Raw genomic sequence first — 24,313 nt, forward strand, 5'->3', positions numbered from 1 at the left:
GGGGGGGGGGGGGGCGCGGGGCCCCCCCGCCCCTCGCGGGATGTCTACCGACCAGCCGTCAGGTGGAGGTCGAGTCCATGACGAGCACCGGCTCACCGGCCATCGTCGGTGCGCCCCGCTTGCCGTCGCTCCGCTTCCGTTGCCGCAGCCGCCGCTCGAGCCAGCCGGCGAACGAGGTGAGGGAGAAATTCAAGGCGATGTAGATCAGGGCGATGACGGTGAAGCACGCGATGGTGTTCGCCCCGTAGTTGGCCGACATGGGCCGGACGGACGCCAGCAGTTCGGGGAACGTCATCATCGCGCCACCGAGGGCGGTGTCCTTCACGATCACCACCAGCTGACTGACGATCGCGGGCAGCATGGCGGTCACCGCCTGCGGCAGCAGGACGAAGATCATGGTCTGGCCCTTGCGCATCCCGATCGCCTTGGCGGCGTCCGTCTGCCCCGAGGGGAGGGTCAGGATGCCCGCCCGCACGATTTCGGCGAGCACCGACGCGTTGTAGAGCACCAGACCGGTGATCACGGCGTACAGCGGACGGGTGTCGGTGCTGATGTTCGTGTACTCGGAGTACACCGCGTTCGCGATGATCATCAGGATCAGTACCGGAATGGCCCGGAAGAACTCCACCACCACACCGGAAGGCACGCGCATCCAGCGGTGGTCCGAAAGCCGTCCGATACCGAACAGAGCGCCCAGCGGCAGCGCGATGATCAGCGCGAAGAAGGCTGCCTTGAGCGTGTTCCAGAGCCCTGGCCAGAGGTACGTCTCCCACGGCTGGGGGCTGGTGAAGAACGGCTTCCACTTGACCCAGTCGAGCTGGTGCTTGGAGGCGAGGCCGTCGTAGACCCACCAGACCACGACCGCGGCGACGAGGACGAAGAGGACCGTGTAGAGGATGTTGCGCCTTTTGGCGCGCGGTCCTTGGGCGTCATAGAGGACGGAGCTCATCGCTTCACCGCCACCTTCTTGCTCACCCAGCCGAGAAGGAGGCCGGTGGGGAGGGTCAGAACGATGAATCCGAACGCGAAGATGGCCGCGATCAGCAGCAGTTGGGCCTCCGCCTCGATCATGCCCTTCATCAGGTACGCCGCCTCCGCCACCCCGATCGCGGAAGCGACCGTGGTGTTCTTCGTCAGCGCGATCAGCACGTTGGAGAGCGGGTTGACGACCGAGCGGAAGGCCTGCGGGAGAATGATCAGCCGCAGGACCTGAGCGAAGCTGAGGCCTAGGGCGCGTGCCGCCTCGGCCTGGCCGACCGGCACCGTGTTGATGCCGGATCGCAGGGCTTCGCAGACGAACGCCGCGGTGTACGCGCTCAGGGAGAGAACCGCGAGCCGGAAGTTGATGTCGGTGAAGTCACTGGCGCCGAGCTTGACGTCGAGCGTCTGGAACAGGCCCAGCGACGAGAACACAATGATCACGGTCAGGGGTATGTTCCGGACCACGTTCACATAGCCGGTCGCGAAACCGCGCATCAGGGGGACCGGGCTGACCTTCATGCCGGCCAGCAGCGTTCCCCATATGAGGGAGCCGAGGGCGGAGTAGACGGTGAGTTGCACCGTCACCCAGAACGCCCCAAGCAGGTCGTAACCATCAAGAAAGTCGAACACGATCTCCCGCGCTTCCGCGTGTAGGAGGGCACGGCGCGCCGCCTTCAGTGGCGGCGCGCCCGGTCAGCCCCGCTTCACTTGACGACGTTGCCGATCTTCGGGGCCGCTTCGTTCTTGTAGCCCGCCGGACCGAAGTTGGCCGTCACGGCCTTCTCCCACGAACCGTCCGAGACCATCTTGGTCAGCGCGTCGTTGATCTTCTTCTTGAGGTCGGCGTCGCCCTTCTTCAGGCCGATGCCGTAGTTCTCGTTGGTCATCTTGAAGCCGGCCAGCTTGAACTTGCCCTTGTGGGCGTCCTGCGAGGCGTAGCCGGCCAGGATGCTGTCATCCGTGGTCAGCGCGTCGATGACCTTGTTCTCCAGGCCGGTCAGGCACTCCGAGTAACCGCCGTACTCCTGGAGCTGCGCCTTCGGGGCCAGCTTCTCCTTGACGTTCTTCGCCGAGGTCGAGCCGGTGACCGAGCAGAGCTTCTTGTTGTTCAGGTCCTCGGGCGACTTGATCGAGGTGTCGTCCGCGCGGACCAGGATGTCCTGGTGGGCGAGGAGGTAGGGGCCCGCGAAGTCGACCTTCTGCAGCCGCTCGTCGTTGATCGAGTAGGAGGCGGCGATGAACTTCACGTCACCGCGCTCGATCGCCGTCTCACGGTCGGCGCTCTTCGTCTCCTTGAACTCGATGTTCTTGGCGTCGTAGCCGAGTTCCTTGGCGACGTACGTGGCGACATCGACGTCGAAGCCCGTGTACTTGCCGTCCGGGGTCTTCAGGCCGATCCCGGGCTGGTCGATCTTGATGCCGATCGTGATCTTCTTGCCGCCGCCCGAACCGGACGCGTCGTCCTTGTCGTCGGAACCACAGGCGGTGGCGGTCAGGGCGAGGGCGAGCACGGCGGCCGAGGCGGCGGTGACCTTACGAAGCTGCATGGTGAAATTCCCTAGAGTTGACGCGATGTGAGTGATCGGCCGGTCCGGAGACCGGCGCCGAAGGCTCCATCAGTGGTGAAGGATCTTCGACAGGAAGTCCTTGGCCCGGTCACTGCGCGGGTTGCTGAAGAACTGGTCGGGCGTTGCCTCTTCGACGATCTTTCCGTCCGCCATGAAGACGACGCGGTTGGCCGCGGAGCGGGCGAAACCCATCTCGTGGGTGACGACGACCATGGTCATGCCGTCGCGGGCGAGCTGCTGCATGACCTCCAGCACCTCGTTGATCATCTCCGGGTCGAGCGCGGAGGTCGGCTCGTCGAAGAGCATGACCTTCGGGTCCATCGCCAACGCCCGCGCGATCGCCACACGTTGCTGCTGGCCGCCGGAGAGCTGGGAGGGGTACTTGTCGGCCTGGGTTCCGACGCCCACCCGGTCGAGCAGTGAACGCGCCTTGTCCTCGGCAGCCTTCTTGTCCGTCTTGCGGACCTTGAGCTGGCCGAGCGTCACGTTCTCCAGCACCGTCTTGTGCGCGAAGAGATTGAACGACTGGAAGACCATGCCGACGTCGGCACGCAGCCGCGCCAGTTCCTTGCCCTCGGCGGGCAACGGCTTCCCGTCGATCGAGATCGCGCCCGAGTCGATCGTCTCCAAGCGGTTGATCGTGCGGCACAGCGTGGACTTCCCGGACCCGGAGGGCCCGATGACGACCACGACCTCGCCGCGGGCGATCGTCAGGTCGATGTCCTGGAGCACATGCAGCGCGCCGAAGTGCTTGTTGACGTTGCTCAGCACGACCAGGTCGTCGCCGGCCGCGGGTGCAGCGTCCTCGGCGCCCTTGGTCACTGAAACTCCGCTCATCGGCTTAATGCTCCGTCCTCCTCGGTTGGGAAGGACCTTAGTGACGCAGTGCGACCAGCGTCATTACATCTGAGCGGAAATTGAGCATAACGATCCGGCCGCAACCGGACACTCCGTGTGAACGGGGCGCCTTTCCGGGCCCCGGGGCGTACCGGGTGCATAACGGAAACCCGGATGCAACAGGCGGGCACTTGACTGGCCCCCCGTCATCGGGGTGGATGCTCTGGTACACCCTGACGTGAAACGCCCCGGTACGGGGAAGTAACCCGAGGTGTACGCGACCGATACGGACCACGCACATGCGGAGAGGGGGCGCCATGAGGCTGCTGCTCGTGGAGGACGACAACCACGTCGCCGCCGCCCTGTCCGCGATCCTCGCCCGGCACGGATTCCAGGTGGTGCACGCCCGCAGCGGCGAGGAAGCGCTGCAGGCTCTCCTCCCGACGGATACGGAGCCCTTCGGTGTCGTGCTGCTCGACCTCGGCCTGCCCGACCAGGACGGCTACGAGGTCTGCGGGAAGATCCGCAAGCGCAGCTCCGTACCCGTGATCATGGTGACCGCGCGTGCTGATGTGCGCTCACGGATCCACGGGCTGAACCTCGGCGCCGACGACTACGTGACCAAGCCGTACGACACCGGCGAGCTGCTCGCCCGTATCCACGCCGTCAGCCGGCGCAAGACGGGCAACGAGGACACCGCGCCCACGCCCGTCGCCGCGCTGCGACTGGGGCACGTCCACATCGAGCTGCCGACCCGACGGGTCAGCGTCGACGGGAGCGAGGTCCAGCTCACCCGCAAGGAGTTCGACCTGCTCGCGCTGCTCGCCCAGCGGCCCGGCGTGGTGTTCCGCCGGGAACAGATCATCAGCGAGGTGTGGCGTACGAGCTGGGAGGGGACGGGACGCACCCTGGAGGTGCATGTCGCCTCCCTCCGTTCCAAGCTGCGGCTGCCCGCCCTGATCGAGACCGTGCGCGGGGTCGGCTACCGCCTCGTCGCCCCGTCCGCGTAGAGGCGTACGTTCCCCTTGCGTACCCGGCTGCTTCCGCTGCTCATCGTCCTCATGGCGGGCGTCCTGCTCGCCCTCGGCTTCCCGCTGGCCGTCAGCGTGGCCGCCGCCCAGCAGCAGGGCGTCGTGATCGACCGCATCGACGACACGGCACGCTTCGCCGCACTCGCGCAGTTCATCACCGAACGCACCAGCGGCTACGACGAACGGCGCCGCACCCTCCAGGGCGAGCTGGAGACGTACGACTCCGTGTACGGCATCAGAGCCGGCGTCTTCTACCGCGACGACACCGCGATGGCCAAGGCTCCGGCGTCCTGGCGGCTGCCCGTCGAGGGTGAGGGCCGCGAGGCGTTCAAGGAGGCCCTGCTGGGCCGCCGCAGCCATGATCCGCCGCAGGTCTGGCCCTGGCAGGACGGCCGGGTCGTCGTCGCCTCGCCCGTCGTGCGGGACGGTGACGTGATCGCCGTCGTCGTGATCGACTCGCCCACCGACCAGATGCGCGCCGCCACTCTGCGCGGCTGGCTGGTGATCGCCGCGGGTGAGGTGATCGCGATGCTGGTGGCCGTCGGCGCCGCGAACCGGCTCACCGGCTGGGTGCTGCTTCCCGTGCGGACGCTGGACGTCGCCGCCCACGACATAGCCAGCGGCCGGATGCGGTCCCGGGTGGCAGCGTCCGGCGGACCTCCGGAACTGCGGCGCCTGGCCCGTTCCTTCAACGAGATGGCCGACAACGTCGAGGACGTGCTGGAGCAGCAGCGCGCCTTCGTCGCGGACGCCTCGCACCAGTTGCGCAACCCCTTGGCCGCCCTGCTGCTGCGGATCGAGCTGCTCGCCCTGGAACTCCCCGAGGGCAACCAGGAGATCGCCTCCGTGCGCACGGAGGGCAAGCGCCTCGGCCAGGTGCTCGACGACCTGCTCGACCTGGCCCTCGCCGAGCACGCCGACGCGGATCTGCGGCTCACGGACATCGGCGCCCTCAGCTCCGAACGGGTCGCCTCCTGGCGGCCGGTGGCCGAGGAGAAGGGCGTACGGCTGCGGGCGGACGGCATGGGGGCCGTCACCGCCTGGGCAGACCCCATCGCCCTGTCCAGCGCGCTCGACGCCATCATCGACAACGCCCTCAAGTTCACTCCCGGGGACGAGGAGGTCCGGGTCACGGTCGCCTCCGACAGCACGTCCGTCTCCGTCGTCGTCGCGGACGGCGGACCGGGACTCACCGAACAGGAGATGGAGCGCGTGGGCGACCGGTTCTGGCGCAGCTCCCAGCATCAGAACGTACGGGGATCAGGCCTCGGCCTCTCCATCTCGAAGGCGCTCCTCTCCGCGAGCGCCGGCTCGCTCTCCTGCGAACGGAACGAACCCCACGGGCTGCGCGTGACAGTCACGGTGCCACGGAACGGGCCGCAGGGCTGAGGAGCGGGGCCGGGGCCCTCAGGGCCGGCGAACGGGACCGGGGTCCTCAGGGCTGAGGAACCGGACCGGAGTCCTCAGGGCTTGACCGAGCGGTAGTAGCGCTTGGCCCCTTCGTGCAACGGCAGCGGATCCGTGTAGATAGCCGTCCTCAGGTCCACCAGCTGCGCCGCGTGCACCTCGCGCCCGATCCGGTCCCGGCTGTCGATCACGGTGCGGGTGAACGCCTCCGTCATCGCCGCGTCGGTGCGGTCCGTGGTCACCAGCACATTGGCCACCGCCACCGTGGGGACGGCCTGCCCCTGTTGCGCGTTGCCGTAGGCATCGGCGGGCATCACGGCCGAGCGGTAGAAACGGGTGGACCCGCCGGCCGACTGGAGCTGCCTGATGAGCGGGTCGTCCAGCGGGATCAGCCGGATCGCGAACCGGTCCGAGAGATCGGCCACCGCGCTCGTGGGCAGCCCGCCGGACCAGAAGAACGCGTCGAGCCGGCCCTGCTCCAGCAGCTCGGGCATCGTGTCGATGCCCACCGACATCGGCGTCACATCGTTGACGGGGTCCAGCCCGGCGGCCGTCATCAGCCGGTCGGCCAGCAGCCGCACACCCGATCCCGGCTGCCCCACCGCGACCCTGTGGCCCCGCAGATCGGCGACACTGCGGATGTCCGACCCCCGGTCCACCACCAGCTGGACGTAGTCGTCGTAGAGCCGGACACAACCCCGCAGCCGCTCGGCGCCCGGCTTCCCGTCGCGCAGGTAAGTGGCGACGGCATCGGTCGTCGCGATGGTGAAGTCGGCCCTGCCCGCCGCCACCCGGGCGATGTTCTGCTGCGAGCCCTCACTGGTCTGGAGCCGTATCGACACCTCGGGCAGATCCTTGGCGAGCGCGGCCTTGAGCCGCTCCCCGTAGCGCTGGTACACGCCACTGCGCACCCCGGTGCTGAACGTCAGCGTCCCGTTCGGCGCCGGATCCCCGAGGGGGAGCACCCACCAGAGCAGCAGTCCGAGCACGACGACGGCGGCGGCGCCCGCCCGCAGCGAGCGACGCCGGCCGATTCGGGACAAAGCCGGGAGCATGGCCGCGATCCTGCCAGGTGGCTCCCGGCCCTGGCCAGGGGTGCCGTCGGATCTCACAGCCCGCCGAGGCGGCCGGTGCGGGGCCGGGAGGGCGGCCGCGGCGGGAGGTGTCCGTACAGCGCCTACCCTTGTCGCATGAGCAGCGGCAACCGGAGCGAAGCAGTGGACGTCAGAAAAAGCTACGAGGTGCGCACCTACGGGTGCCAGATGAACGTCCACGACTCCGAGCGGCTGTCGGGGCTCCTGGAGGACGCCGGCTACGTGCGGGCGCCCGAGGGATCCGACGGTGACGCCGACGTCGTCGTCTTCAACACCTGCGCGGTGCGGGAGAACGCCGACAACAAGCTCTACGGCAACCTGGGCCGGCTCGCCCCGATGAAGACGAAGCGCCCCGGGATGCAGATCGCGGTCGGCGGCTGCCTCGCGCAGAAGGACCGCGACACCATCGTCCGGCGGGCGCCCTGGGTCGACGTCGTCTTCGGTACGCACAACATCGGCAAGCTGCCCGTGCTGCTGGAGCGCGCCCGCATCCAGGAAGAGGCGCAGATCGAGATCGCCGAGTCCCTGGAAGCCTTCCCCTCGACGCTGCCCACCCGCCGGGAGTCCGCGTACGCCGCCTGGGTGTCGATCTCCGTCGGCTGCAACAACACCTGCACCTTCTGCATCGTCCCCGCGCTGCGCGGCAAGGAGAAGGACCGCCGGACCGGCGACATCCTCGCCGAGATCGAAGCCCTGGTCGCCGAAGGCGTGTCCGAGATCACCCTGCTCGGTCAGAACGTCAACGCGTACGGCTCCGACATCGGCGACCGCGAGGCCTTCTCCAAGCTGCTGCGTGCCTGCGGGCGGATCGAGGGCCTGGAGCGGGTCCGCTTCACCTCACCGCACCCGCGCGACTTCACCGACGACGTGATCGCGGCCATGGCCGAGACGCCGAACGTGATGCCGCAGCTGCACATGCCGATGCAGTCGGGCTCCGACACCGTGCTGAAGGCCATGCGGCGCTCGTACCGGCAGGAACGCTTCCTCGGCATCATCGACAAGGTGCGGGCCGCGATGCCCGACGCCGCGATCTCCACCGACATCATCGTCGGCTTCCCCGGGGAGACCGAGGAGGACTTCGAGCAGACCATGCACGCGGTCCGCGAGGCCCGCTTCGCCAACGCCTTCACCTTCCAGTACTCCAAGCGCCCGGGCACGCCCGCCGCCGACATGGACGGGCAGATCCCCAAGGAGGTCGTCCAGGAGCGCTACATGCGCCTGTCCGCCCTCCAGGAGGAGATCTCCTGGTCGGAGAACAAGAAGCAGGTCGGCCGTACCCTGGACGTCATGGTCGCGGAGGGCGAGGGCCGCAAGGACGGCGCCACCCACCGCCTGTCCGGCCGCGCCCCCGACAACCGCCTGGTCCACTTCACCAAGCCGGACGAGGACGTACGCCCCGGCGACGTGGTGACCGTCGAGATCAGCTACGCCGCCCCGCACCACCTGCTGGCCGAGGGCGCGCCCCTGGGCGTGCGGCGGACCCGCTCGGGGGACGCCTGGGAGAAGCGCACCGCCGCCACGGCCGCCAAGCCGGCCGGCGTCATGCTGGGCCTGCCCGGAATCGGCGCACCGGCCCCGCTGCCGGCCGCCTCGGCACCGGGCTGCGGCTGCGACTGACGGCACGGTACGGCTCCCCGCGCGGGGAGCCGGGGGCCGGACAGTACGCTGCCCCTCATGCTTGTCGCCGCCGCTGTCTGCCCCTGCCCGCCGCTGCTGGTCCCCGAGGTCGCCGCCGGTGCCGCGCCCGAACTCGACGGAGCGAGGACCGCGTGCACCGACGCGCTGGGCGTCCTCGCGGCCTCCCGGCCCGATCTGCTGATCGTGATCGGCCCGGCCGGCCTCGCGGGCCGCGGCCCGCACCCCGAGGGGGCCGTCGGAGGCTTCCAGGAGTTCGGCGTGGACCTCGACGTACGACTGGGGCGGGACCTGGGCGCGGTCGCCGAGCGCCCGCTCGCCCCGTCGTTGGCGGTCGGCGCATGGCTGCTGTCACGCACCGGGTGGGCGGGCACCCCGGTCGAAGGGCTCGGAGTGGGGGAGCCGCTGGAGACCGGCCGCTGCACGGAGACGGGCCGTGCGCTGGCCGCGCGCGCCGACCGGGTCGCGCTGCTGGTGATGGGCGACGGCAGCGCCTGCCGCACCCTGAAGGCGCCCGGGTACCTCGACGAGCGCGCCGCCGGATTCGACGCGGAGGCCTCGCGAGCGCTGGGGGCGGCGGACACGGCCGCGCTGATCGCACTGGACGAGGCGCTGGCGTACGAACTCAAGGCCGCGGGCCGAGCACCCTGGCAGGTCCTCGCCGGGGCGGCCGAGGGGGCCGGACTGGACGGGCGGCTGCTCTACGACGAGGCCCCGTACGGAGTGGGCTACATGGTCGCGGCCTGGTCCTGACCTCTCGCGCGCCCAGAACGCACGACGGCCGTGGAGCGATGCCGCCCCACGGCCGTTGCGCTGCCCTGCCCGGCCGGTGTCAGGAAGCGGGCGGCGGCGGAGTGCTGCCCGGAGGGGGAGTGCTGCCCGGGGCGGGCGGCGTACCGTCCCCGTCCTTGTGGGCCAGCCGGTCCACAGCTCCCTTGGCCTTCTGCGTGCCGGACACGATCTTGTCGCTGTACTTGCCCTTGGTCTTCGCGTCGACCGTCCGCGCTGCCTTGTCGAGCCCCTGGTCGATCTTGTCCCCGTGCTGCTGCGCGAGGTCGCTCACCTTGTCCTTGGCCGGGCTCAGCTTCGCCTTCAAATTGTCCATGAAGCCCATCGGACACCTTCTCTGCTGGGGGCTGCGTGCGCGTGCTCTCTCCGGTCCCGGTACCCGCCACGCTGTCCCGTACTCTCCCGGCCGCAGGATCACCGGCCCTGGAGGACAAACGGCAGAACCATGAGAAACCACCCATATGTAGACACCATTTTACCCGGCGGCGCGTGACGAGCCCGCCACCCCACGGCCTGTCACATCACCCATTCGGGAACGGCTCCGAGGTTTGCGAGACTGGGGCGGTGAGAAGTCCAGCTCCCGCACCGCGGGTCATCGCCGTCGTCGGTCCCACCGCAGCCGGAAAGTCCGACCTGGGGGTGTTCCTCGCTCAGCAGCTCGGGGGCGAAGTGGTCAATGCCGACTCCATGCAGCTCTACCGGGGGATGGACATCGGCACCGCCAAGCTGACATTCGCCGAGCGTGGCGCGGTGCCCCATCGACTGCTGGACATCTGGGACGTCACGGAGACGGCCAGCGTGGCGGAGTACCAGCGCCTGGCCCGCGCGGAGATCGACCGTCTGCTCGCCGAGGGCCGCACGCCCGTACTGGTGGGTGGCTCGGGTCTGTACGTGAAGGGCACGATCGACGCCCTGGAGTTCCCCGGCACCGACCCCCGCGTCCGGGCCGCGCTGGAGGCGGACCTGGCCGAGTACGGCTCCGGAGTGCTGCACGAGCGGCTCAGTGCGGCAGACCCCGAGGCGGGCCGCGCGATCCTGCCGAGCAACGGCCGGCGCATCGTGCGGGCCCTCGAGGTCATCGAGATCACCGGCAAGCCCTTCACGGCCAATCTCCCGGGCGACGACGCGGTCTACGACGCCGTTCAGATCGGCGTCGACGTGGCCCGCCCCGAACTGGACGAGCGCATCACCCTGCGCGTCGACCGGATGTGGGAGGCCGGACTCGTGGACGAGGTACGAGCCCTGGAGGCCCGCGGGCTGCGGGAAGGGCGCACCGCGTCGCGGGCGCTCGGCTATCAGCAGGTGCTCACCGCTCTCGCCGGGGAGTGCTCCGAGGGCGAGGCGCGCACCGAGACCGTGCGTGCCACCAAACGCTTCGCACGCCGTCAGGACTCCTGGTTCCGCCGCGACCCGCGCGTCCAGTGGCTGAACGGTGCCGCGGACCACCGCGGGGAACTCCCCGGGCGGGCGCTGGCGTTGGTCGAACGAGCGGTTACAGCCTGATCACGTGATGGCATCGGGAAGCCCTGCCCGTCATTTCGGCGACCTGCGGCGTGCCATCATCGAGCATCGATCGACCAGTGGAGTCCGAGTTGGGAGGGCGCGTGGCGATGGAGGCCGGCCCTCGCGACACAGAGCAGGACGCACCGGACACGCAGCACGAAGCGGGACGCCTGAGCCCCGACGGGCCCGATGAGCTCGCCGTGACCCCTGAGGTCGAGGTGGAGCTGCGTCCAGCCCGTCGGATGCGCATCTGGCAGCTCGCGCCGATCGTCATGCTGGCGGCACTGGGATCGCTGATGTTCGCCTTCCCGCTCGCCTTCGAGGTGGGCGACGGCGGTCCGGTGGTCGCCATGCTGGGGCTGCTGATCAGCTGCTGCGCCGCGGGCTGGGGCATGATGGCCGCCCGCCGCGTGGGACACACCTGGCCGGGGCTGCCGTCCCGGGGTTCCGGGGAGCGGGCCGACTGGCGGGTGATCGCCCTGTACGTGGCGGTGTGCGCCGTACTGGTCGCGCTGGCCGTCTGGCGCGTGGCCCGGCTGCGGGGCTGACGGGCCGGACCGGGGAGTCCCCCGCCCGGCGGGCCGGTTCGCCGCGCTGTCGGTGCGGGCTCGTACAGTTGTCCTGTGACCACCTCGCAGATCGCCTTCCTCAAGGGCCACGGCACCGAGAACGACTTCGTGATCGTTCCCGACCCGGACAACGCCATCGACCTGCCGACGTCCCTCGTCGCCGGGCTGTGCGACCGTCGCGCCGGCATCGGCGGTGACGGCCTGCTGCACGTCGTGCGGTCCGCCGCCCACCCCGAGGCGCGGGCGATGGCGGGCGAGGCCGAGTGGTTCATGGACTACCGCAACGCGGACGGCTCGGTCGCCGAGATGTGCGGCAACGGCGTGCGGGTCTTCGCCCGCTATCTGCAGCACGTCGGCGCCGTGGAGGAGGGCGACCTCGCGGTCGCCACTCGCGGCGGGGTGAAGAAGGTGCACCTCGCCAAGAACGGCGACGTCACCGTTTCGATGGGACGCGCCCTGCTTCCCGACGACGGGGTCACCGTCACCGTCGGCGGCCGCAGCTGGGACGCCCGCAACGTGAACATGGGCAATCCGCACGCCATCGCGTTCGTCGACGATCTGGCGCACGCCGGAAACCTGTTCAGCGAGCCGTCCTTCACGCCCACAGCCGTCTACCCCGACGGGGTCAACATCGAATTCGTCGTGGACCGCGGAGCCCGGCACGTCGCGATGCGGGTCCATGAGCGTGGCTCGGGCGAGACCCGTTCCTGCGGCACCGGCGCCTGCGCCGTGGCCGTCGCGGCGGCCCGCCGGGACGAGGCGGACCCGGCGGAGACCGGGGTTCCGGTCACGTACACCGTCGATCTGCCGGGCGGGACCCTGGTGATCACCGAGCATCCGGACGGCGAGATCGAGATGACCGGAGCCGCCGTGATCGTCGCCGAGGGCGTGATCGATCCGGTGTGGCTCGAAGCACTGAAGGGGCAGGGGGCCTGATCGCCCGGGGCCGGTTCGAAGCGCTGCAGCGGGCGGGGACTTGATCGTTCCGGGCCGGTTCGAAACGCTTGAAGCGGAGAGCTTCGCTCGAATGGGTGATCCGTTTCACGCTGGGCGAGAGCCGGACTCCCCCACGTGGTGGGGTCGGTAGCATCAAGCACCGGCCCCGGAGGCGCGACCGCACCTTCCCACCGCCGGTCGACGTTGCCGGAGGTGCCCCATGAGCGCAGAGGCCACCAACCCAGGTGCTCCCATCCGCAGGCGGGGCCGTCCCCGGATCGATCTCCGCAGGCTCGGCCGGGTCGCCCTGCTCGGCCCGGTCTCCCGGGACCGGCTGCCGGACGCCATCGGCCACGTCGCCGAGGCGCACCGGGCTCACCACCCCGACGCCGACCTCTCCGTACTGCACCGGGCCTACGTCCTCGCGGAGAGCTCGCACCGCGGACAGATGCGCAAGAGCGGCGAGCCGTACATCACGCACCCCCTCGCGGTCACTCTCATCCTCGCCGAGCTCGGCGCCGAGACCACCACCCTGACCGCTTCACTCCTGCACGACACGGTCGAGGACACCGAGGTGACCCTCGACCAGGTGCGGGAGCAGTTCGGCGAGGAGGTCTGCTACCTCGTCGACGGCGTGACCAAGCTGGAGAAGGTCGACTACGGGGCAGCCGCCGAGCCGGAGACCTTCCGCAAGATGCTCGTCGCCACCGGCGACGACGTCCGGGTCATGTCGATCAAGCTCGCCGACCGGCTGCACAACATGCGCACGCTCGGCGTGATGCGCCCCGAGAAGCAGGCCAGGATTGCCAAGGTCACCCGGGACGTGCTGATCCCTCTCGCGGAACGGCTCGGTGTGCAGGCGCTCAAGACCGAGCTGGAGGACCTCGTATTCGCCATCCTCCATCCCGAGGAGTACGCGCACACACGCGCCGTGATCGCAGCGGCGACTGCGGCGTCGGACCCGCTCACCTCCATCGCGGACAGCGTCGCCTCGGTCCTCCGGGAAGCCGACATCACCGCTGAAGTGGCCGTCAGGCCACGCCATTTCGTGTCCGTGCACCGCGTCCGGATCAAACGCGGCGAACTGCGCGGCAGCGACTTCGGACGCCTGCTGGTGCTCGTCGCCGAGGACGCCGACTGCTACGCGGTCCTCGGCGAGCTCCACACCTGCTTCACCCCGGTGATCTCCGAGTTCAAGGACTTCATCGCCTCACCCAAGTTCAACCTGTACCAGTCGCTGCACACCGCGGTCGTCGGCCCGGAGGGCGAGGTCGCCGAGGTCCTCATCCGCACCCACCGCATGCACAAGGTCGCCGAGGCAGGCGTCATCGCGCTCGGCAATCCCTACGCCGCGGACGGCGTGGCACCGAGCGTCGAACCCGCCGACGGCGAACGGGCCGACCCGACCCGGCCCGGCTGGCTCTCCCGGCTCCTCCAGTGGCAGCAGTCCGCCCCCGACCCCGACACCTTCTGGACCACCCTGCGCGCCGACCTCGCCCAGGACCGCGAGATCACCGTCTTCCGCACCGACGGCGGCACGCTCGGCCTGCCCGCGGGCGCCACGTGCGTCGACGCCGCATACGCGCAGTACGGGGACGCCGCACACAGCTGCATCGGGGCCCGCGTGAACGGCCGGCTGGCCACGCTCAGTACCGTCCTCGGCGACGGCGACACGGTCCAGCCGCTCCTCGCCGAGGACGCCGCGTCCGGGCCCTCGCCCGACTGGCTCGACCACGCACGGACGCCCACTGCCCGCATCGCCATCACCGGCTGGCTCGATGCCCATCCCCAGGCCGCGGAACCCGCCGCCGGAAGTCCGGCGGACGACAGCCGGACCGGCCCGCAGCCGTCGGACCGGGCCGCCCGGCCGATGCGCTCCGGATCCGCCGGAACGGCCGGCCGGACCGTGAGCGCCGTGGTCGAACGGCCCGACACCACCGTGCGCCTCGCGGGCTGCTGCACCCCCGTTCCCCCCGACGAGGTCACCGGATTCACGGTGCGCGGCGGCGCCGTCACCGTGCACCGGCTGGAGTGTCCGGTCGTGGCCGGCATGGAGGCCGTCGGCCGGGTGCCGGTCGTCGTGAGCTGGGGCGACGCGGCCGAATGCCGGGTGACCCTGGTCGCCGAGTCCTTCGGCAGGCCCCGGCTCCTCGCCGACCTGACGGAGGCGATCGCCGGTGCGGACGCAGCGGTCATCTCCGCCACCGTCGAACCCCCCAGCGAACAGCGCGTACGCCACACCTACACCCTGCAACTCCCCGACGCAGCCGGACTTCCCGCGCTGATGCGCGCCATGCGTGACGTACCGGGGGTGTACGACGTGAGCCGTGCCCAGCACCCGGCCGCCGCCCTCTGACACCTCCGCGCACCTCCGCCACGACGGATCTCGTTCGGGTGGCGCGGTGCGCGCCGTCCCGGTACCGCAGGGGCGACGCTGGTAGCCGTAGTCCATGCCGTTCCTCTCCCGCCGTCTGCGGGCCGCCCTCCTGGCCACCGCGTCGGCCACCCTCGTCGCCGCCACCCTGCCCGCGCCGGTGCCCCTCGGTATCGGGGACCCCCTCTTCCCCCATCTCGGCAACCCCGGTTACGACGTACTCGCCTACGACATCGGCCTCAGCTACCGGGGCCGCAACAGCGAACCGCTCGACGCCGTCACCACCATCGACGCGCGGACGACCGAGCCGCTGGACCGCATCAACCTCGACTTCACCCGCGGCACCGTGCACTCCGTCCAAGTCAACGGCTTGGGCGTGGACTTCGCGACCCGGGGCGAGGACCTGATCATCGAACCACCGGGCAGTCTCCCGGAGGGCGTGCCGCTCCGCATCACCGTCCGCCACACCAGCGACCCCTCGGGCGAGCCGGACAGCGGGGGCTGGGTGCGGACCGCCGACGGGCTCGCCATGGCCAACCAGGCCGACGCCGGACACCGGGTCTTCCCCGGCAACGACCACCCCGCGGACAAGGCGTACTTCACCTTCCGCGTCACCGCCCCGCAGGAGCTCACCGTCGTGGCCAACGGTCAGCGGACCGGGCGGATCCGGCACGGCGACCGCACCACGTGGACCTACCGCACCGCCCATCCCATGGCCACGGAACTGGCCCAGGTCAGCATCGGCCGGTCCGCCGTCGTCGAGCGCACCGGCCCGCGCGGGCTGCCCGTGCGCGACGTCGTGCCCGCCGCCGACCGGGAGAAGCTGGAACGCTGGCTGAGGAAGACGCCCGGCCAGTTGGAATGGATGGAACAGCAGGTCGGCCGCTACCCGTTCGAGAACTACGGCGTGCTCGTCGCCGACACCGAGACCGGGTTCGAGCTGGAGACCCAGACCCTCTCCCTCTTCGAGCGCCGTCTGTTCACGGACGGCGCCTTCCCCGAGTGGTACGTCGACTCCGTCATGGTGCACGAGCTGGCCCACCAGTGGTTCGGCGACAGCGTCTCCCCGCGGACCTGGTCCGATCTCTGGCTCAACGAAGGGCACGCCAGCTGGTACGAGGCGCGCTACGCCGAGGTCCACGCCGGCAAATCGCTGGAGCGCCGGATGCGCGACGCCTACACCCGCTCGGACGGCTGGCGCGCCGAAGGCGGCCCGCCGGCCCGCCCCGCCGCGCCGGCACCCGGCGAGAAGATCAGCCTGTTCCGGCCGGTGGTGTACGACGGAAGCGCACTGGTTCTGTACGCGCTCCGCCAGGAGATCGGCGAGGGCGACTTCGACCGGCTGGAGAGACTCTGGGTGAGGAAGCACCGTGACTCCGACGCGGCGACGGCCGACTTCGCCGACCTGGCGTCCCGGGTCGCCGGGCGCGATCTGACCGCGTTCTTCGACGCCTGGCTGTACGAGGAGAGGACGCCGCCCATGCCGGGGCACCCGGACTGGGAGAGCACGACACCGGCGGGGGAGCGGTAAACCCGCGTGACGGGCAGGGTCCGCCGTGCCACTATCGACGAGTCGCCGCAGCAGCCGGACGGGAGAAACCCCCAGTGGGAATCATCCTGGGAGGTTACGCGTTGTGACTGATGTAACCCACTCCTATCGACGTAAGGATCCAATGACCTCCTCTTCTTCCCTTCCCCAGGACGCGCAGGACGCGCAGAGTGCCACGGAGAACGTCACCGAGAGCCTCACCGAAAGCCTTCGGGCCGACGCCCTGATGGAAGAGGACGTCGCCTGGAGCCACGAGATCGACGGAGCGCGGGACGGCGACCAGCTCGACCGCTCCGACCGCGCCGCGCTGCGGCGCGTGGCGGGACTCTCCACCGAGCTCGAGGACGTCACCGAGGTCGAGTACCGGCAGCTGCGCCTGGAGCGCGTGGTGCTGGTCGGTGTCTGGACCTCGGGCACGGTGCACGACGCGGAGATTTCCCTCGCGGAGCTGGCGGCACTCGCCGAGACGGCGGGAGCCCAGGTTCTCGACGCCGTCTTCCAGCGCCGCGACAAGCCCGACCCGGCCACCTACATCGGTTCCGGCAAGGCGCTCGAACTGCGCGACATCGTTCTCGAAACGGGGGCCGACACCGTCGTGTGCGACGGTGAGCTCAGCCCCGGCCAGCTGATCCACCTGGAAGACGTCGTCAAGGTCAAGGTGGTCGACAGGACCGCCCTGATCCTCGACATCTTCGCCCAGCACGCCAAGTCCCGTGAGGGCAAGGCGCAGGTGTCGCTGGCACAGATGCAGTACATGCTGCCGCGCCTGCGCGGCTGGGGCCAGTCCCTGTCCCGTCAGATGGGCGGCGGCGGTTCCAGCGGCGGTGGTGGCATGGCCACCCGTGGTCCCGGTGAGACCAAGATCGAGACGGACCGTCGACGGATCCGCGAGAAGATGGCGAAGATGCGCCGGGAGATCGCGGAGATGAAGACGGGCCGCGAGATCAAGCGGCAGGAGCGCAAGCGCAACAAGGTGCCTTCGGTCGCCATCGCGGGCTACACCAACGCGGGCAAGTCCTCGCTGCTCAACCGCCTGACCGGCGCGGGCGTGCTGGTGGAGAACGCACTGTTCGCCACCCTCGACCCGACCGTGCGCCGGGCCGAGACGCCGAGCGGCCGGATCTACACGCTCGCCGACACCGTCGGGTTCGTACGGCATCTGCCGCACCACCTGGTCGAGGCCTTCCGCTCCACCATGGAGGAGGTCGGCGAGTCCGATCTCATCCTGCACGTGGTGGACGGCTCGCACCCGGTGCCGGAGGAGCAGCTCGCCGCGGTGCGTGAGGTGATCCGCGAGGTAGGTGCGGTGACCGTGCCCGAGATCGTGGTGATCAACAAGGCGGACGCGGCCGACCCGCTGGTCCTCCAGCGGCTGCTGCGCAACGAGAAGCACGCGATCGCGGTGTCGGCACGGACCGGCGCAGGCATCGACGAGCTGCTCGCGCTCATCGACAGCGAATTGCCGAGGCCGTCGGTCGAGATCGAGGCGCTCGTGCCGTACACCCAGGGCGGGCTCGTCTCCCGGGTGCATGCCGAGGGCGAGGTGATCTCCGAGGAGCACACGTCGGAGGGCACGCTGCTCAAGGCGCGGGTGCACGAGGAGCTCGCTTCGGACCTCGCCGCGTTCGTACCCGCGGCGCACTGACCGCAGCACACACGGACGGAGGGCCCGCACCCCACGGGGTGCGGGCCCTCCGTCCGTTTTTCGGCGCGGGTGCTATCGGGCCTCGAACTTGTCGCTCATCATCGTGAAGATCTGCTGGGCGCCGTCGCCCAGGTGCGGTCCGGCCAACCAGCCGGCCGTCACCGGTCCGATGGAGGTGTTGGAGACCAGCGCCGGCTTGCCGTCGGCGCCCTCGCTGAACCAGCCGCCGCCGGACGAGCCGCCGGTCATCGTGCAGCCGATGCGGTACATCGTGGGAGTGGCGGGGCTGATGGAGAGCCGGCCGGGGCGGTCGACGCACTTGTGCATGATCAGACCGTCGTACGGCGGAGCGGCCGGGTAGCCCCAGGCACCCATCGCGCTGATCTGTGCCACCTGAGGGGCGTCGAAGTCGACCGGCAGCGCGTTGCCCACGGTCTCCTCGAGCGACTTGGTGCCGCGCTCGGGCGTCACGTGCAGGACCGCGTAGTCGTAGGGGGCGCCCTCTCCGCCGGTGGGGCCCCCGTCGGCCAGCCACTCGCCGGAGGTGCTGGCCCAGTCCGCCCAGTAGGCACCGTACGGGGCGATCTCCTGCGGCTGCGCGTTCTTCAGCGAAGCGGCGTCCTTGCCCTGGTCGTTGTAGGCGGGGACGAAGACGATGTTGCGGTACCAGCCGCCCTTCGCGCCGGCGTGCACACAGTGGCCTGCCGTCCACACCAGATTGGACCTGCCCGGGTTCTTCGGGTCCTTGACGACGGTCCCCGAGCAGACCATGGACCCCTCGGGGGAGTCGAAGAACACCTTGCCGACCGGGGCGGCGTAGTCGTGGTACGGCGTCTTCTCGCGCTCGGCCGTGACCGGCTCCGGCTCCGGGTCGCTGACGCCCTGGTCGCCGGACAGGTCCCCGGCCGACATCGTCTTGGCCGGGTCCTTCGCCGCCTTCATCCGGTCGGGCTTCCACAGCCCCTCGATGACCGGGTTGACGAAGTCCTTGGCCTCATGCAGCCACTTGTCCCTGTCCCAGTCCTTCCACTCGCCGTCCTTCCACTTGTCCAGGTCGACACCGTGCTTCTTCAGGGTGTCGGCCAGATCGGCGGACATGCCGCCGGAGGTGGTGCCACCGGCGGACGCGGTGGCCGCGGGCTTGTCGGCCGCGGGGTCCTCGCTCGGACCGCAGGCCGTCGCCGTCAGCGCGAGCGCGGCCACGAGGCCGGTCGCGGCGAGCAGCGGACGTATGGATCGCATGGAAAGATTCCCCCTGAAAAGCCTAAAATGGCATGAGCGTGTCATGTTGAATGCCGGGCCGGCCGATCGCCGGTGACGTGCGGGGACCACTCCAGGGCGGCCCCGACGGCGCCATTTGCCGGCCGGCCGTGAGCGCCGCGCTGCTTGCTCAGGGGCCTTCGGCGGAAGGTGTCCCGCCGAAGGCCCCTGAAATGCCGTCATCCGCACCCCGGCGGACGACGATCCGTCCCTACTGTCCCGCGTACTTCCTGCTGACCGAGTCGTAGACGCCCTTGGCTTCCTTGCCGAGCCGGGGCCCGGCCAGCCAGCCGGCCGTCACCGGTCCGATCGAGGTGTTGGAGACCAGCGCGGGCTTGCCGTCCTGCCCGGCCGCGACCCAGCCGCCACCGGAGGAACCACCGGTCATCGTGCAGCCGATGCGGTACATCGTCGGGTCGTCCTTGGTCAGCGACAGCCGGCCCGGCTTGTCCTTGCACTGGAAGAGCTTCTGGCCGTCGTACGGCGGAGCGGCCGGGAAACCGGTGGCCGTCATGTCGGCGATCCTGGGCACCGCCGGGGCGTTGAAGTCGACCGGCAGCGCGGAACCGACCGTCTCCTCCAGGGACTTCCCGGTCGAACCCTTCTCCGGCGTCACGTGCAGCACGGCGAAGTCGTACGGGGCACCCAGGCCGCCGGCCGAAGCGCCCTGGTCGATCCACTGCTCGGAGGTCTGCGCCCACGAACCCCACCACACGCCGTACGGGGCGACCTTCTCCTTGGGCGGGTTGTTGCGCAGTTCATCGGTCGACAGCCCGCTGTCGTTGTACGACGGCACGAAGGCGATGTTGCGGTACCAGCCGCCCTTCTTGCCCGCGTGCACGCAGTGGCCCGCGGTCCACACCATGTTCGACTTTCCCGGGTGGGCCGGGTCCTTCACCACGGTCGCCGAGCAGACCATCGAACCTTCGGGGCCGTCGAAGAACAGCTTCCCCGACTCGGCCGCGTTGTCGTGGTACGGCGTCTGTACGCCAACGGCCCGGACCGGGACGGGCGTCGGGTCGGTCACGCCCTCGTCGCCGGAGATGTCGTTCTCGACCGGCTGCTCCGGCGCCTTGTCGGCGTCCCGCATCCGGTCCGGGTCCCAGAGGTCCTCGATGACGGGGTTGATGTAGTCCTTGGCCTCACGCAGCCACTTGTCCTTGTCCCAGTTCTTCCACTCGCCGTTCCTCCACTGGCCGAGGTCGATCCCGTGTTCCTTGAGCCGGTTCTTCAGATCATCCGGAATGGTGATCTTGTTGTCCGACGTCTGGCCCGCGGAACTGCCGCTCGGCTCGGCGCTCGCGTCGTCCTCGCCCGGCCCGCAGGCCGTCGCGGTGAGGGCGAGGACGGCGGCGACCGCCGCCGTGGCGAACACGGTGGAAGGGGCGCGGCGAGCGCTTCCCCCACGGCGTTCGGTGAATCCTGGTCGAATGAGTCGCATCTCGTGATCCCCCTGGGACTTCGTAACCCAACGCTTCTGTACTGCACTTCTGCACTGCTCGACGCCACACGGGCCGGCTCCGGCGGACGGCGGTCCTGGTGCCTTTCCGGGCAGGCCACGGCTGCCGGGAGCCTGCCCCGGCGCCACGGCACGGTCCCCCACTATGCCGGTGCGGCTCTCGACTGCGTGCGGCAGGGCCCTGGTTCGGGCCCGCAAGGATCTTCGGATTTACCCGTGATCCGCCGCGCCCGGCGTCGTTGGTACGTACGGGGGACACGGAGACAGCGTTCACCCCCGCAGTCCGTCCTTGCGGAATCGTGCTGACGTGCAACGCAACTGTTACAGCGGGAGGATCAACAGCCGTGGCCGTGACCGAACCAGCTCCGGCACCACCCTTCGCGCCCCACGAAGGCATCCTGCGCCGCCAGTCGCTGCGAGAATCGGCCGCGCGCACCTACGCGCGTTCGCTGCCGATCGTGCCGGTACGGGCACGGGGACTGACCATCGAGGGAGCGGACGGGCGACGCTATCTCGACTGTCTGTCCGGAGCCGGGACCCTCGCTCTCGGGCACAACCACCCGGTCGTCCTGGAGGCGATCAAGAAGGTCATCGACTCCGGTGCGCCTCTGCACGTGCTCGACCTGGCCACACCGGTCAAGGACGCCTTCACCACGGAGCTGTTCGCGACACTGCCGCGGGAGTTCGCGGACAACGCCCGGATCCAGTTCTGCGGGCCGGCCGGCACCGACGCGGTCGAGGCGGCATTCACCCTGGTCCGTGCCGCCACCGGCCGCAGCGGCCTGCTCGCCTTCACCGGGGCGTACCACGGCATGACAGCGGGGGCGCTTGCCGCGTCCGGTGGCGCCGAGGACGTACGGGTGACCCGTCTTCCGTTCCCGCAGGACTACCGCTGCCCCTTCGGCACCGGTGGCGAACGGGGTGCGGAGCTTGCCGCGCGCTGGACCGAGAGCGTGCTGGACGACCCCAAGAGCGGAACCCCCGCACCGGCCGGCATGATCCTCGAACCCGTCCAGGGCGAAGGCGGGGTCAACCCCGCCCCTGACGGCTGGATGCGCCGGATGCGGGAGATCACCACGACCCGGTCCATCCCCCTGATCGCCGACGAGGTCCAGACCGGCGTCGGCCGGACCGGTGCGTTCTGGGCCGTCGAGCACAGCGGCATCGTGCCCGACGTGATGGTGCTGTCCAAGGCCATCGGAGGCTCGCTCCCGCTCGCAGTGATCGTCTACCGCTCCGAACTCGACACCTGGCAGCCAGGTGCGCACGCGGGCACCTTCCGCGGCAATCAGCTCGCCATGGCCGCCGGCACCGCCACCCTGGCTCACGTGCGGGAGAACCGGCTCGCCGAGCGGGCCGCCGGGCTCGGTGCCAGGATGCTGGAGAGCCTTCGGTCACTGACCTCCCGGCACCCCTGCATCGGCGACGTCCGCGGGCGGGGCCTGATGATCGGCGTGGAACTCGTCGACCCCGAGGCCGCCCCGGTGGGTGCGGGCGGCGAAGCGCCTCCGGACCCCGTCCTCGCCACGGCGGTCCAGCAGGAGTGCCTGCGCCGCGGGCTCATCGTCGAACTCGGCGGCCGTCACTCCACGGTCGTACGCCTGCTTCCACCCCTCACGCTCACCGACGAACAGGCGGCAGCGGTCGTGGACCGTCTCGCCGATGCCCTGGCAGCCGCCGAACGCTCCCCGCACCGACGGACCGCGACCGGGTCGATCCGCTGACCCCGGAAACCATCACAGGAAAGACCGCCGTGAACCCCACCCCCGCGCCCGAGGCCGACGGCCCTCCCTCCATCCATGACCGGGGAGAGGCCGGGACCTCCGGTCACCTCGCCGTCGAGGCGTCGACCGTGCCGCGCCAGAAGGAGGTGCCGCACGGTCAGTGGCACGCCAACCGAACGGCTACGGCCTGCCCCGCACCGGACCTCGACCCGCTGGACCACCCCGATCCGCTCCGCGCCGCCGACGCGGCAGGCATCGAGAACCTGCTGCGCTGCTGGGTCCGTGAATGCGGCCTGCCCCGCCCGGAGGGCGAGACCCTGCGCATCCCGCTCCCCGCGAGCGGCACCGCCCTGCTCGTCCCCGTCCGCCACTGGTCCGCCACCGGCTGGCACCGCTTCGGACCGCCCCTCCTGGAACAGGCCCCCCAGGGCTCACCCGCCGCCGACGCCGTCACCGTCGCCGCCCTCCTGGGCCGGGAGGGCGGCGACAACGAGGGCGCCGACATGGTCGCCAGGGTGGCCGACTCGGTACGGCGGACCGCCGGATTCATCGACGTACAACGGCGCCGGCCCGCCCCGCGCCCCGAAGCGGACCTCTTCCTCACGGCCGAGCAGTCCCTGCTCCTCGGCCACCCGCTCCACCCCTCGCCCAAGAGCCGCGAAGGCCTCTCCGACTCCGAGTCCCGCCTCTACTCACCCGAATCGCACGGCTCCTTCCCGCTCCACTGGATGGCCGTCGACCGGTCCGTGCTGGCCACCGACTCCGCCTGGACCGACCACGGCCGGCCGGTCCCGGCCGCGGAACTCGTGGCCCGCCACGCCGAGGGCCTGCGGGTCCCCGCGCACACGACGCCGATCCCGCTCCACCCCTGGCAGGCCCGCGACTTGGCGATGCGGCCCGAAGTCGCCGCCCTGGCCGACTCCGGCCTGCTCCACGACCTCGGCCCGTACGGCGAGCGCTGGCACCCCACCTCCTCGGTGCGCACCGTGCAACGGCCCGGCGCCGACCTCATGCTGAAGCTCTCCCTCGGCGTACGCATCACCAACTCCCGCCGGGAGAACCTCCGCAAGGAACTCCACCGGGGTGTGGAGGTCCACAGGCTGCTGCGCAGCGGACTCGCCCGGCAGTGGCACGCGGTCCACCCCGGATTCGACATCGTCCGCGACCCCGCCTGGCTCGCGGTCGACACCCCCGAGGGCGAACACATCCCGGGCCTCGACGTGATGCTCCGCCACAACCCCTTCGCCCCGTACGACGACGCGGTCTGCATCGCCGGGCTCACCGCACCGCGCCCCTGGCCGGACGGGCCGGGCATGCGCTCCCGCCTCGCCGACCTCGTCCACCGCCTCGGCGCCGCCACCGGACGGACCACGACCGCTGTCGCCGCCGAGTGGTTCCTGCGCTACCTGGACCACGTGGTGCGGCCGGTTCTCTGGCTCGACGGCCACGCGGGGGTCGCTCTCGAAGCCCACCAGCAGAACACCCTGGTCCTGCTCGACGCCGAGGGCTGGCCGGTCGGCGGTCGCTACCGCGACAATCAGGGTTACTACTTCCGCGAGTCCCACCGCGCCGCGCTCGACCGCAGGCTCCCCGGCATCGGATCGGTCAGTGACACCTTCGTCTCCGACGCCGTGACGGATGAACGCTTCGCGTACTACCTCGGCATCAACAACGTGTTCGGACTGATCGGGGCGTTCGGCGCCCAGCAGCTCGCCGACGAACAGATGCTCCTCGCCGCCTTCCGCCGGTTCCTGGGATCGGCCACCGCGCTGGGATCCCCCCTCGCCGCGCAGCTGCTGGAAGCCCCCCGCCTGCGCTGCAAGGCCAACATGCTCACGCGTCTGCGCGGGCTCGACGAACTCGTCGGACCGGTGGACACCCAGTCCGTCTACGTCACCATCACCAACCCCCTGTGCGGCTGAGGAAAGCACCCCCCAGCCGGACACCGACCG

At 70.4% G+C, this 24,313-nt stretch carries 20 protein-coding genes; 12 read left to right on the plus strand and 8 right to left on the minus strand.

All coding sequences use genetic code 11. The annotated features are described in order from the left end of the window. Window positions 1-58 precede the first annotated feature (58 nt). From ABZ434_RS21750 to ABZ434_RS21765, 4 genes are all read right to left on the minus strand, one after another. Window positions 59-949, minus strand: a complete 891-nt coding sequence (locus ABZ434_RS21750) for an amino acid ABC transporter permease (RefSeq protein WP_359139231.1) — start codon at window positions 947-949, stop codon at window positions 59-61. Beyond that, window positions 946-1,611, minus strand: a complete 666-nt coding sequence (locus ABZ434_RS21755; protein ID WP_359139233.1) for an amino acid ABC transporter permease — start codon at window positions 1,609-1,611, stop codon at window positions 946-948. The genes ABZ434_RS21750 and ABZ434_RS21755 overlap by 4 nt, the downstream gene beginning before the upstream one ends. 74 nt (window positions 1,612-1,685) lie before the next feature. After that, window positions 1,686-2,528 (minus strand): glutamate ABC transporter substrate-binding protein, encoded by an 843-nt coding sequence (locus ABZ434_RS21760; RefSeq protein ID WP_359139236.1) that lies wholly within the window; start codon window positions 2,526-2,528, stop codon window positions 1,686-1,688. A gap of 69 nt (window positions 2,529-2,597) precedes the next feature. Continuing rightward, window positions 2,598-3,386 (minus strand): amino acid ABC transporter ATP-binding protein, encoded by a 789-nt coding sequence (locus tag ABZ434_RS21765; RefSeq protein ID WP_219571647.1) that lies wholly within the window; start codon window positions 3,384-3,386, stop codon window positions 2,598-2,600. A 317-nt stretch (window positions 3,387-3,703) separates the two neighbouring features. Between ABZ434_RS21765 and ABZ434_RS21770 the strand changes: the two genes are divergently transcribed. Continuing rightward, window positions 3,704-4,396: a response regulator transcription factor gene (locus tag ABZ434_RS21770; RefSeq protein WP_356322011.1), complete on the plus strand. Its 693-nt coding sequence runs from the start codon at window positions 3,704-3,706 to the stop codon at window positions 4,394-4,396. A gap of 15 nt (window positions 4,397-4,411) precedes the next feature. After that, window positions 4,412-5,806: a HAMP domain-containing sensor histidine kinase gene (locus tag ABZ434_RS21775; protein WP_359139240.1), complete on the plus strand. Its 1,395-nt coding sequence runs from the start codon at window positions 4,412-4,414 to the stop codon at window positions 5,804-5,806. Window positions 5,807-5,880: 74 nt separating this feature from the next. Here the strand turns inward: ABZ434_RS21775 and ABZ434_RS21780 are convergent, their stop codons facing one another. Beyond that, window positions 5,881-6,879, minus strand: a complete 999-nt coding sequence (locus tag ABZ434_RS21780) for a TAXI family TRAP transporter solute-binding subunit (protein WP_359139243.1) — start codon at window positions 6,877-6,879, stop codon at window positions 5,881-5,883. Between the two features lie 135 nt (window positions 6,880-7,014). Between ABZ434_RS21780 and miaB the strand changes: the two genes are divergently transcribed. After that, entirely contained in the window at window positions 7,015-8,535 is a 1,521-nt protein-coding gene (gene miaB, locus ABZ434_RS21785; RefSeq protein ID WP_359139246.1) for a tRNA (N6-isopentenyl adenosine(37)-C2)-methylthiotransferase MiaB, read from the plus strand. 57 nt (window positions 8,536-8,592) lie between these two features. Continuing rightward, the gene (locus tag ABZ434_RS21790; RefSeq protein WP_359139249.1) at window positions 8,593-9,306 is read left to right on the plus strand and encodes a class III extradiol dioxygenase subunit B-like domain-containing protein; all 714 of its coding nucleotides are present in this window, start codon (window positions 8,593-8,595) and stop codon (window positions 9,304-9,306) included. A gap of 79 nt (window positions 9,307-9,385) precedes the next feature. Here the strand turns inward: ABZ434_RS21790 and ABZ434_RS21795 are convergent, their stop codons facing one another. Next, entirely contained in the window at window positions 9,386-9,667 is a 282-nt protein-coding gene (locus ABZ434_RS21795) for an antitoxin (RefSeq protein ID WP_359139252.1), read from the minus strand. Window positions 9,668-9,906: 239 nt separating this feature from the next. On the opposite strand from ABZ434_RS21795, the gene miaA reads away from it, so the two are divergent. The 6 genes from miaA (at window position 9,907) to hflX (ending at window position 17,918) form a co-directional block, all read left to right on the plus strand. Next, window positions 9,907-10,845, plus strand: a complete 939-nt coding sequence (gene miaA / locus ABZ434_RS21800; RefSeq protein ID WP_359139255.1) for a tRNA (adenosine(37)-N6)-dimethylallyltransferase MiaA — start codon at window positions 9,907-9,909, stop codon at window positions 10,843-10,845. A gap of 107 nt (window positions 10,846-10,952) precedes the next feature. Further along, window positions 10,953-11,393, plus strand: coding sequence for a hypothetical protein (locus tag ABZ434_RS21805; RefSeq protein ID WP_326657463.1), 441 nt, complete (start codon window positions 10,953-10,955; stop codon window positions 11,391-11,393). Window positions 11,394-11,468: 75 nt separating this feature from the next. Then, window positions 11,469-12,350, plus strand: a complete 882-nt coding sequence (gene dapF / locus ABZ434_RS21810; protein ID WP_359139257.1) for a diaminopimelate epimerase — start codon at window positions 11,469-11,471, stop codon at window positions 12,348-12,350. A gap of 220 nt (window positions 12,351-12,570) precedes the next feature. Next, window positions 12,571-14,706 carry an HD domain-containing protein gene (locus tag ABZ434_RS21815; protein WP_359139259.1) on the plus strand — a complete coding sequence of 712 codons (2,136 nt, stop codon included), beginning with the start codon at window positions 12,571-12,573 and terminating at the stop codon, window positions 14,704-14,706. A 94-nt stretch (window positions 14,707-14,800) separates the two neighbouring features. Further along, entirely contained in the window at window positions 14,801-16,255 is a 1,455-nt protein-coding gene (locus ABZ434_RS21820; protein ID WP_359139262.1) for a M1 family metallopeptidase, read from the plus strand. A 142-nt stretch (window positions 16,256-16,397) separates the two neighbouring features. Further along, a complete protein-coding gene (hflX, locus tag ABZ434_RS21825) occupies window positions 16,398-17,918 on the plus strand; it encodes a GTPase HflX (protein ID WP_359139265.1) in 1,521 nt (506 codons plus the stop codon). Window positions 17,919-17,990: 72 nt separating this feature from the next. Here hflX and ABZ434_RS21830 read toward each other — a convergent pair whose 3' ends face one another. Together ABZ434_RS21830 and ABZ434_RS21835 are read right to left on the minus strand one after the other, a co-directional pair. Then, window positions 17,991-19,160, minus strand: coding sequence for a hypothetical protein (locus tag ABZ434_RS21830; protein WP_359139268.1), 1,170 nt, complete (start codon window positions 19,158-19,160; stop codon window positions 17,991-17,993). 229 nt (window positions 19,161-19,389) lie between these two features. Beyond that, the gene (locus ABZ434_RS21835; RefSeq protein ID WP_359139270.1) at window positions 19,390-20,619 is read right to left on the minus strand and encodes a hypothetical protein; all 1,230 of its coding nucleotides are present in this window, start codon (window positions 20,617-20,619) and stop codon (window positions 19,390-19,392) included. A 362-nt stretch (window positions 20,620-20,981) separates the two neighbouring features. Between ABZ434_RS21835 and ABZ434_RS21840 the strand changes: the two genes are divergently transcribed. Then, window positions 20,982-22,361: a diaminobutyrate--2-oxoglutarate transaminase family protein gene (locus tag ABZ434_RS21840; RefSeq protein WP_359139273.1), complete on the plus strand. Its 1,380-nt coding sequence runs from the start codon at window positions 20,982-20,984 to the stop codon at window positions 22,359-22,361. Window positions 22,362-22,390: 29 nt separating this feature from the next. Then, entirely contained in the window at window positions 22,391-24,283 is a 1,893-nt protein-coding gene (locus ABZ434_RS21845) for an IucA/IucC family protein (RefSeq protein WP_359139276.1), read from the plus strand. Window positions 24,284-24,313: the final 30 nt, after the last annotated feature.

This window comes from Streptomyces sp. NPDC005761, from assembly GCF_040630635.1.
Taxonomy (GTDB): domain Bacteria; phylum Actinomycetota; class Actinomycetes; order Streptomycetales; family Streptomycetaceae; genus Streptomyces.

What these genes read in the sequence shown, in the direction of transcription:
- ABZ434_RS21780 (WP_359139243.1), bottom strand. Translation starts at nt 6,879, where the DNA reads ATGCTCCCGGCTTTGTCCCGAATCGGCCGGCGTCGCTCGCTGCGGGCG.
- ABZ434_RS21805 (WP_326657463.1), top strand. Translation starts at nt 10,953, where the DNA reads ATGGAGGCCGGCCCTCGCGACACAGAGCAGGACGCACCGGACACGCAG.
- ABZ434_RS21760 (WP_359139236.1), bottom strand. Translation starts at nt 2,528, where the DNA reads ATGCAGCTTCGTAAGGTCACCGCCGCCTCGGCCGCCGTGCTCGCCCTC.
- ABZ434_RS21750 (WP_359139231.1), bottom strand. Translation starts at nt 949, where the DNA reads ATGAGCTCCGTCCTCTATGACGCCCAAGGACCGCGCGCCAAAAGGCGC.
- ABZ434_RS21770 (WP_356322011.1), top strand. Translation starts at nt 3,704, where the DNA reads ATGAGGCTGCTGCTCGTGGAGGACGACAACCACGTCGCCGCCGCCCTG.
- ABZ434_RS21765 (WP_219571647.1), bottom strand. Translation starts at nt 3,386, where the DNA reads ATGAGCGGAGTTTCAGTGACCAAGGGCGCCGAGGACGCTGCACCCGCG.
- ABZ434_RS21795 (WP_359139252.1), bottom strand. Translation starts at nt 9,667, where the DNA reads ATGGGCTTCATGGACAATTTGAAGGCGAAGCTGAGCCCGGCCAAGGAC.
- ABZ434_RS21835 (WP_359139270.1), bottom strand. Translation starts at nt 20,619, where the DNA reads ATGCGACTCATTCGACCAGGATTCACCGAACGCCGTGGGGGAAGCGCT.
- ABZ434_RS21790 (WP_359139249.1), top strand. Translation starts at nt 8,593, where the DNA reads ATGCTTGTCGCCGCCGCTGTCTGCCCCTGCCCGCCGCTGCTGGTCCCC.
- miaB (WP_359139246.1), top strand. Translation starts at nt 7,015, where the DNA reads ATGAGCAGCGGCAACCGGAGCGAAGCAGTGGACGTCAGAAAAAGCTAC.
- ABZ434_RS21820 (WP_359139262.1), top strand. Translation starts at nt 14,801, where the DNA reads ATGCCGTTCCTCTCCCGCCGTCTGCGGGCCGCCCTCCTGGCCACCGCG.
- ABZ434_RS21830 (WP_359139268.1), bottom strand. Translation starts at nt 19,160, where the DNA reads ATGCGATCCATACGTCCGCTGCTCGCCGCGACCGGCCTCGTGGCCGCG.
- hflX (WP_359139265.1), top strand. Translation starts at nt 16,398, where the DNA reads ATGACCTCCTCTTCTTCCCTTCCCCAGGACGCGCAGGACGCGCAGAGT.
- ABZ434_RS21815 (WP_359139259.1), top strand. Translation starts at nt 12,571, where the DNA reads ATGAGCGCAGAGGCCACCAACCCAGGTGCTCCCATCCGCAGGCGGGGC.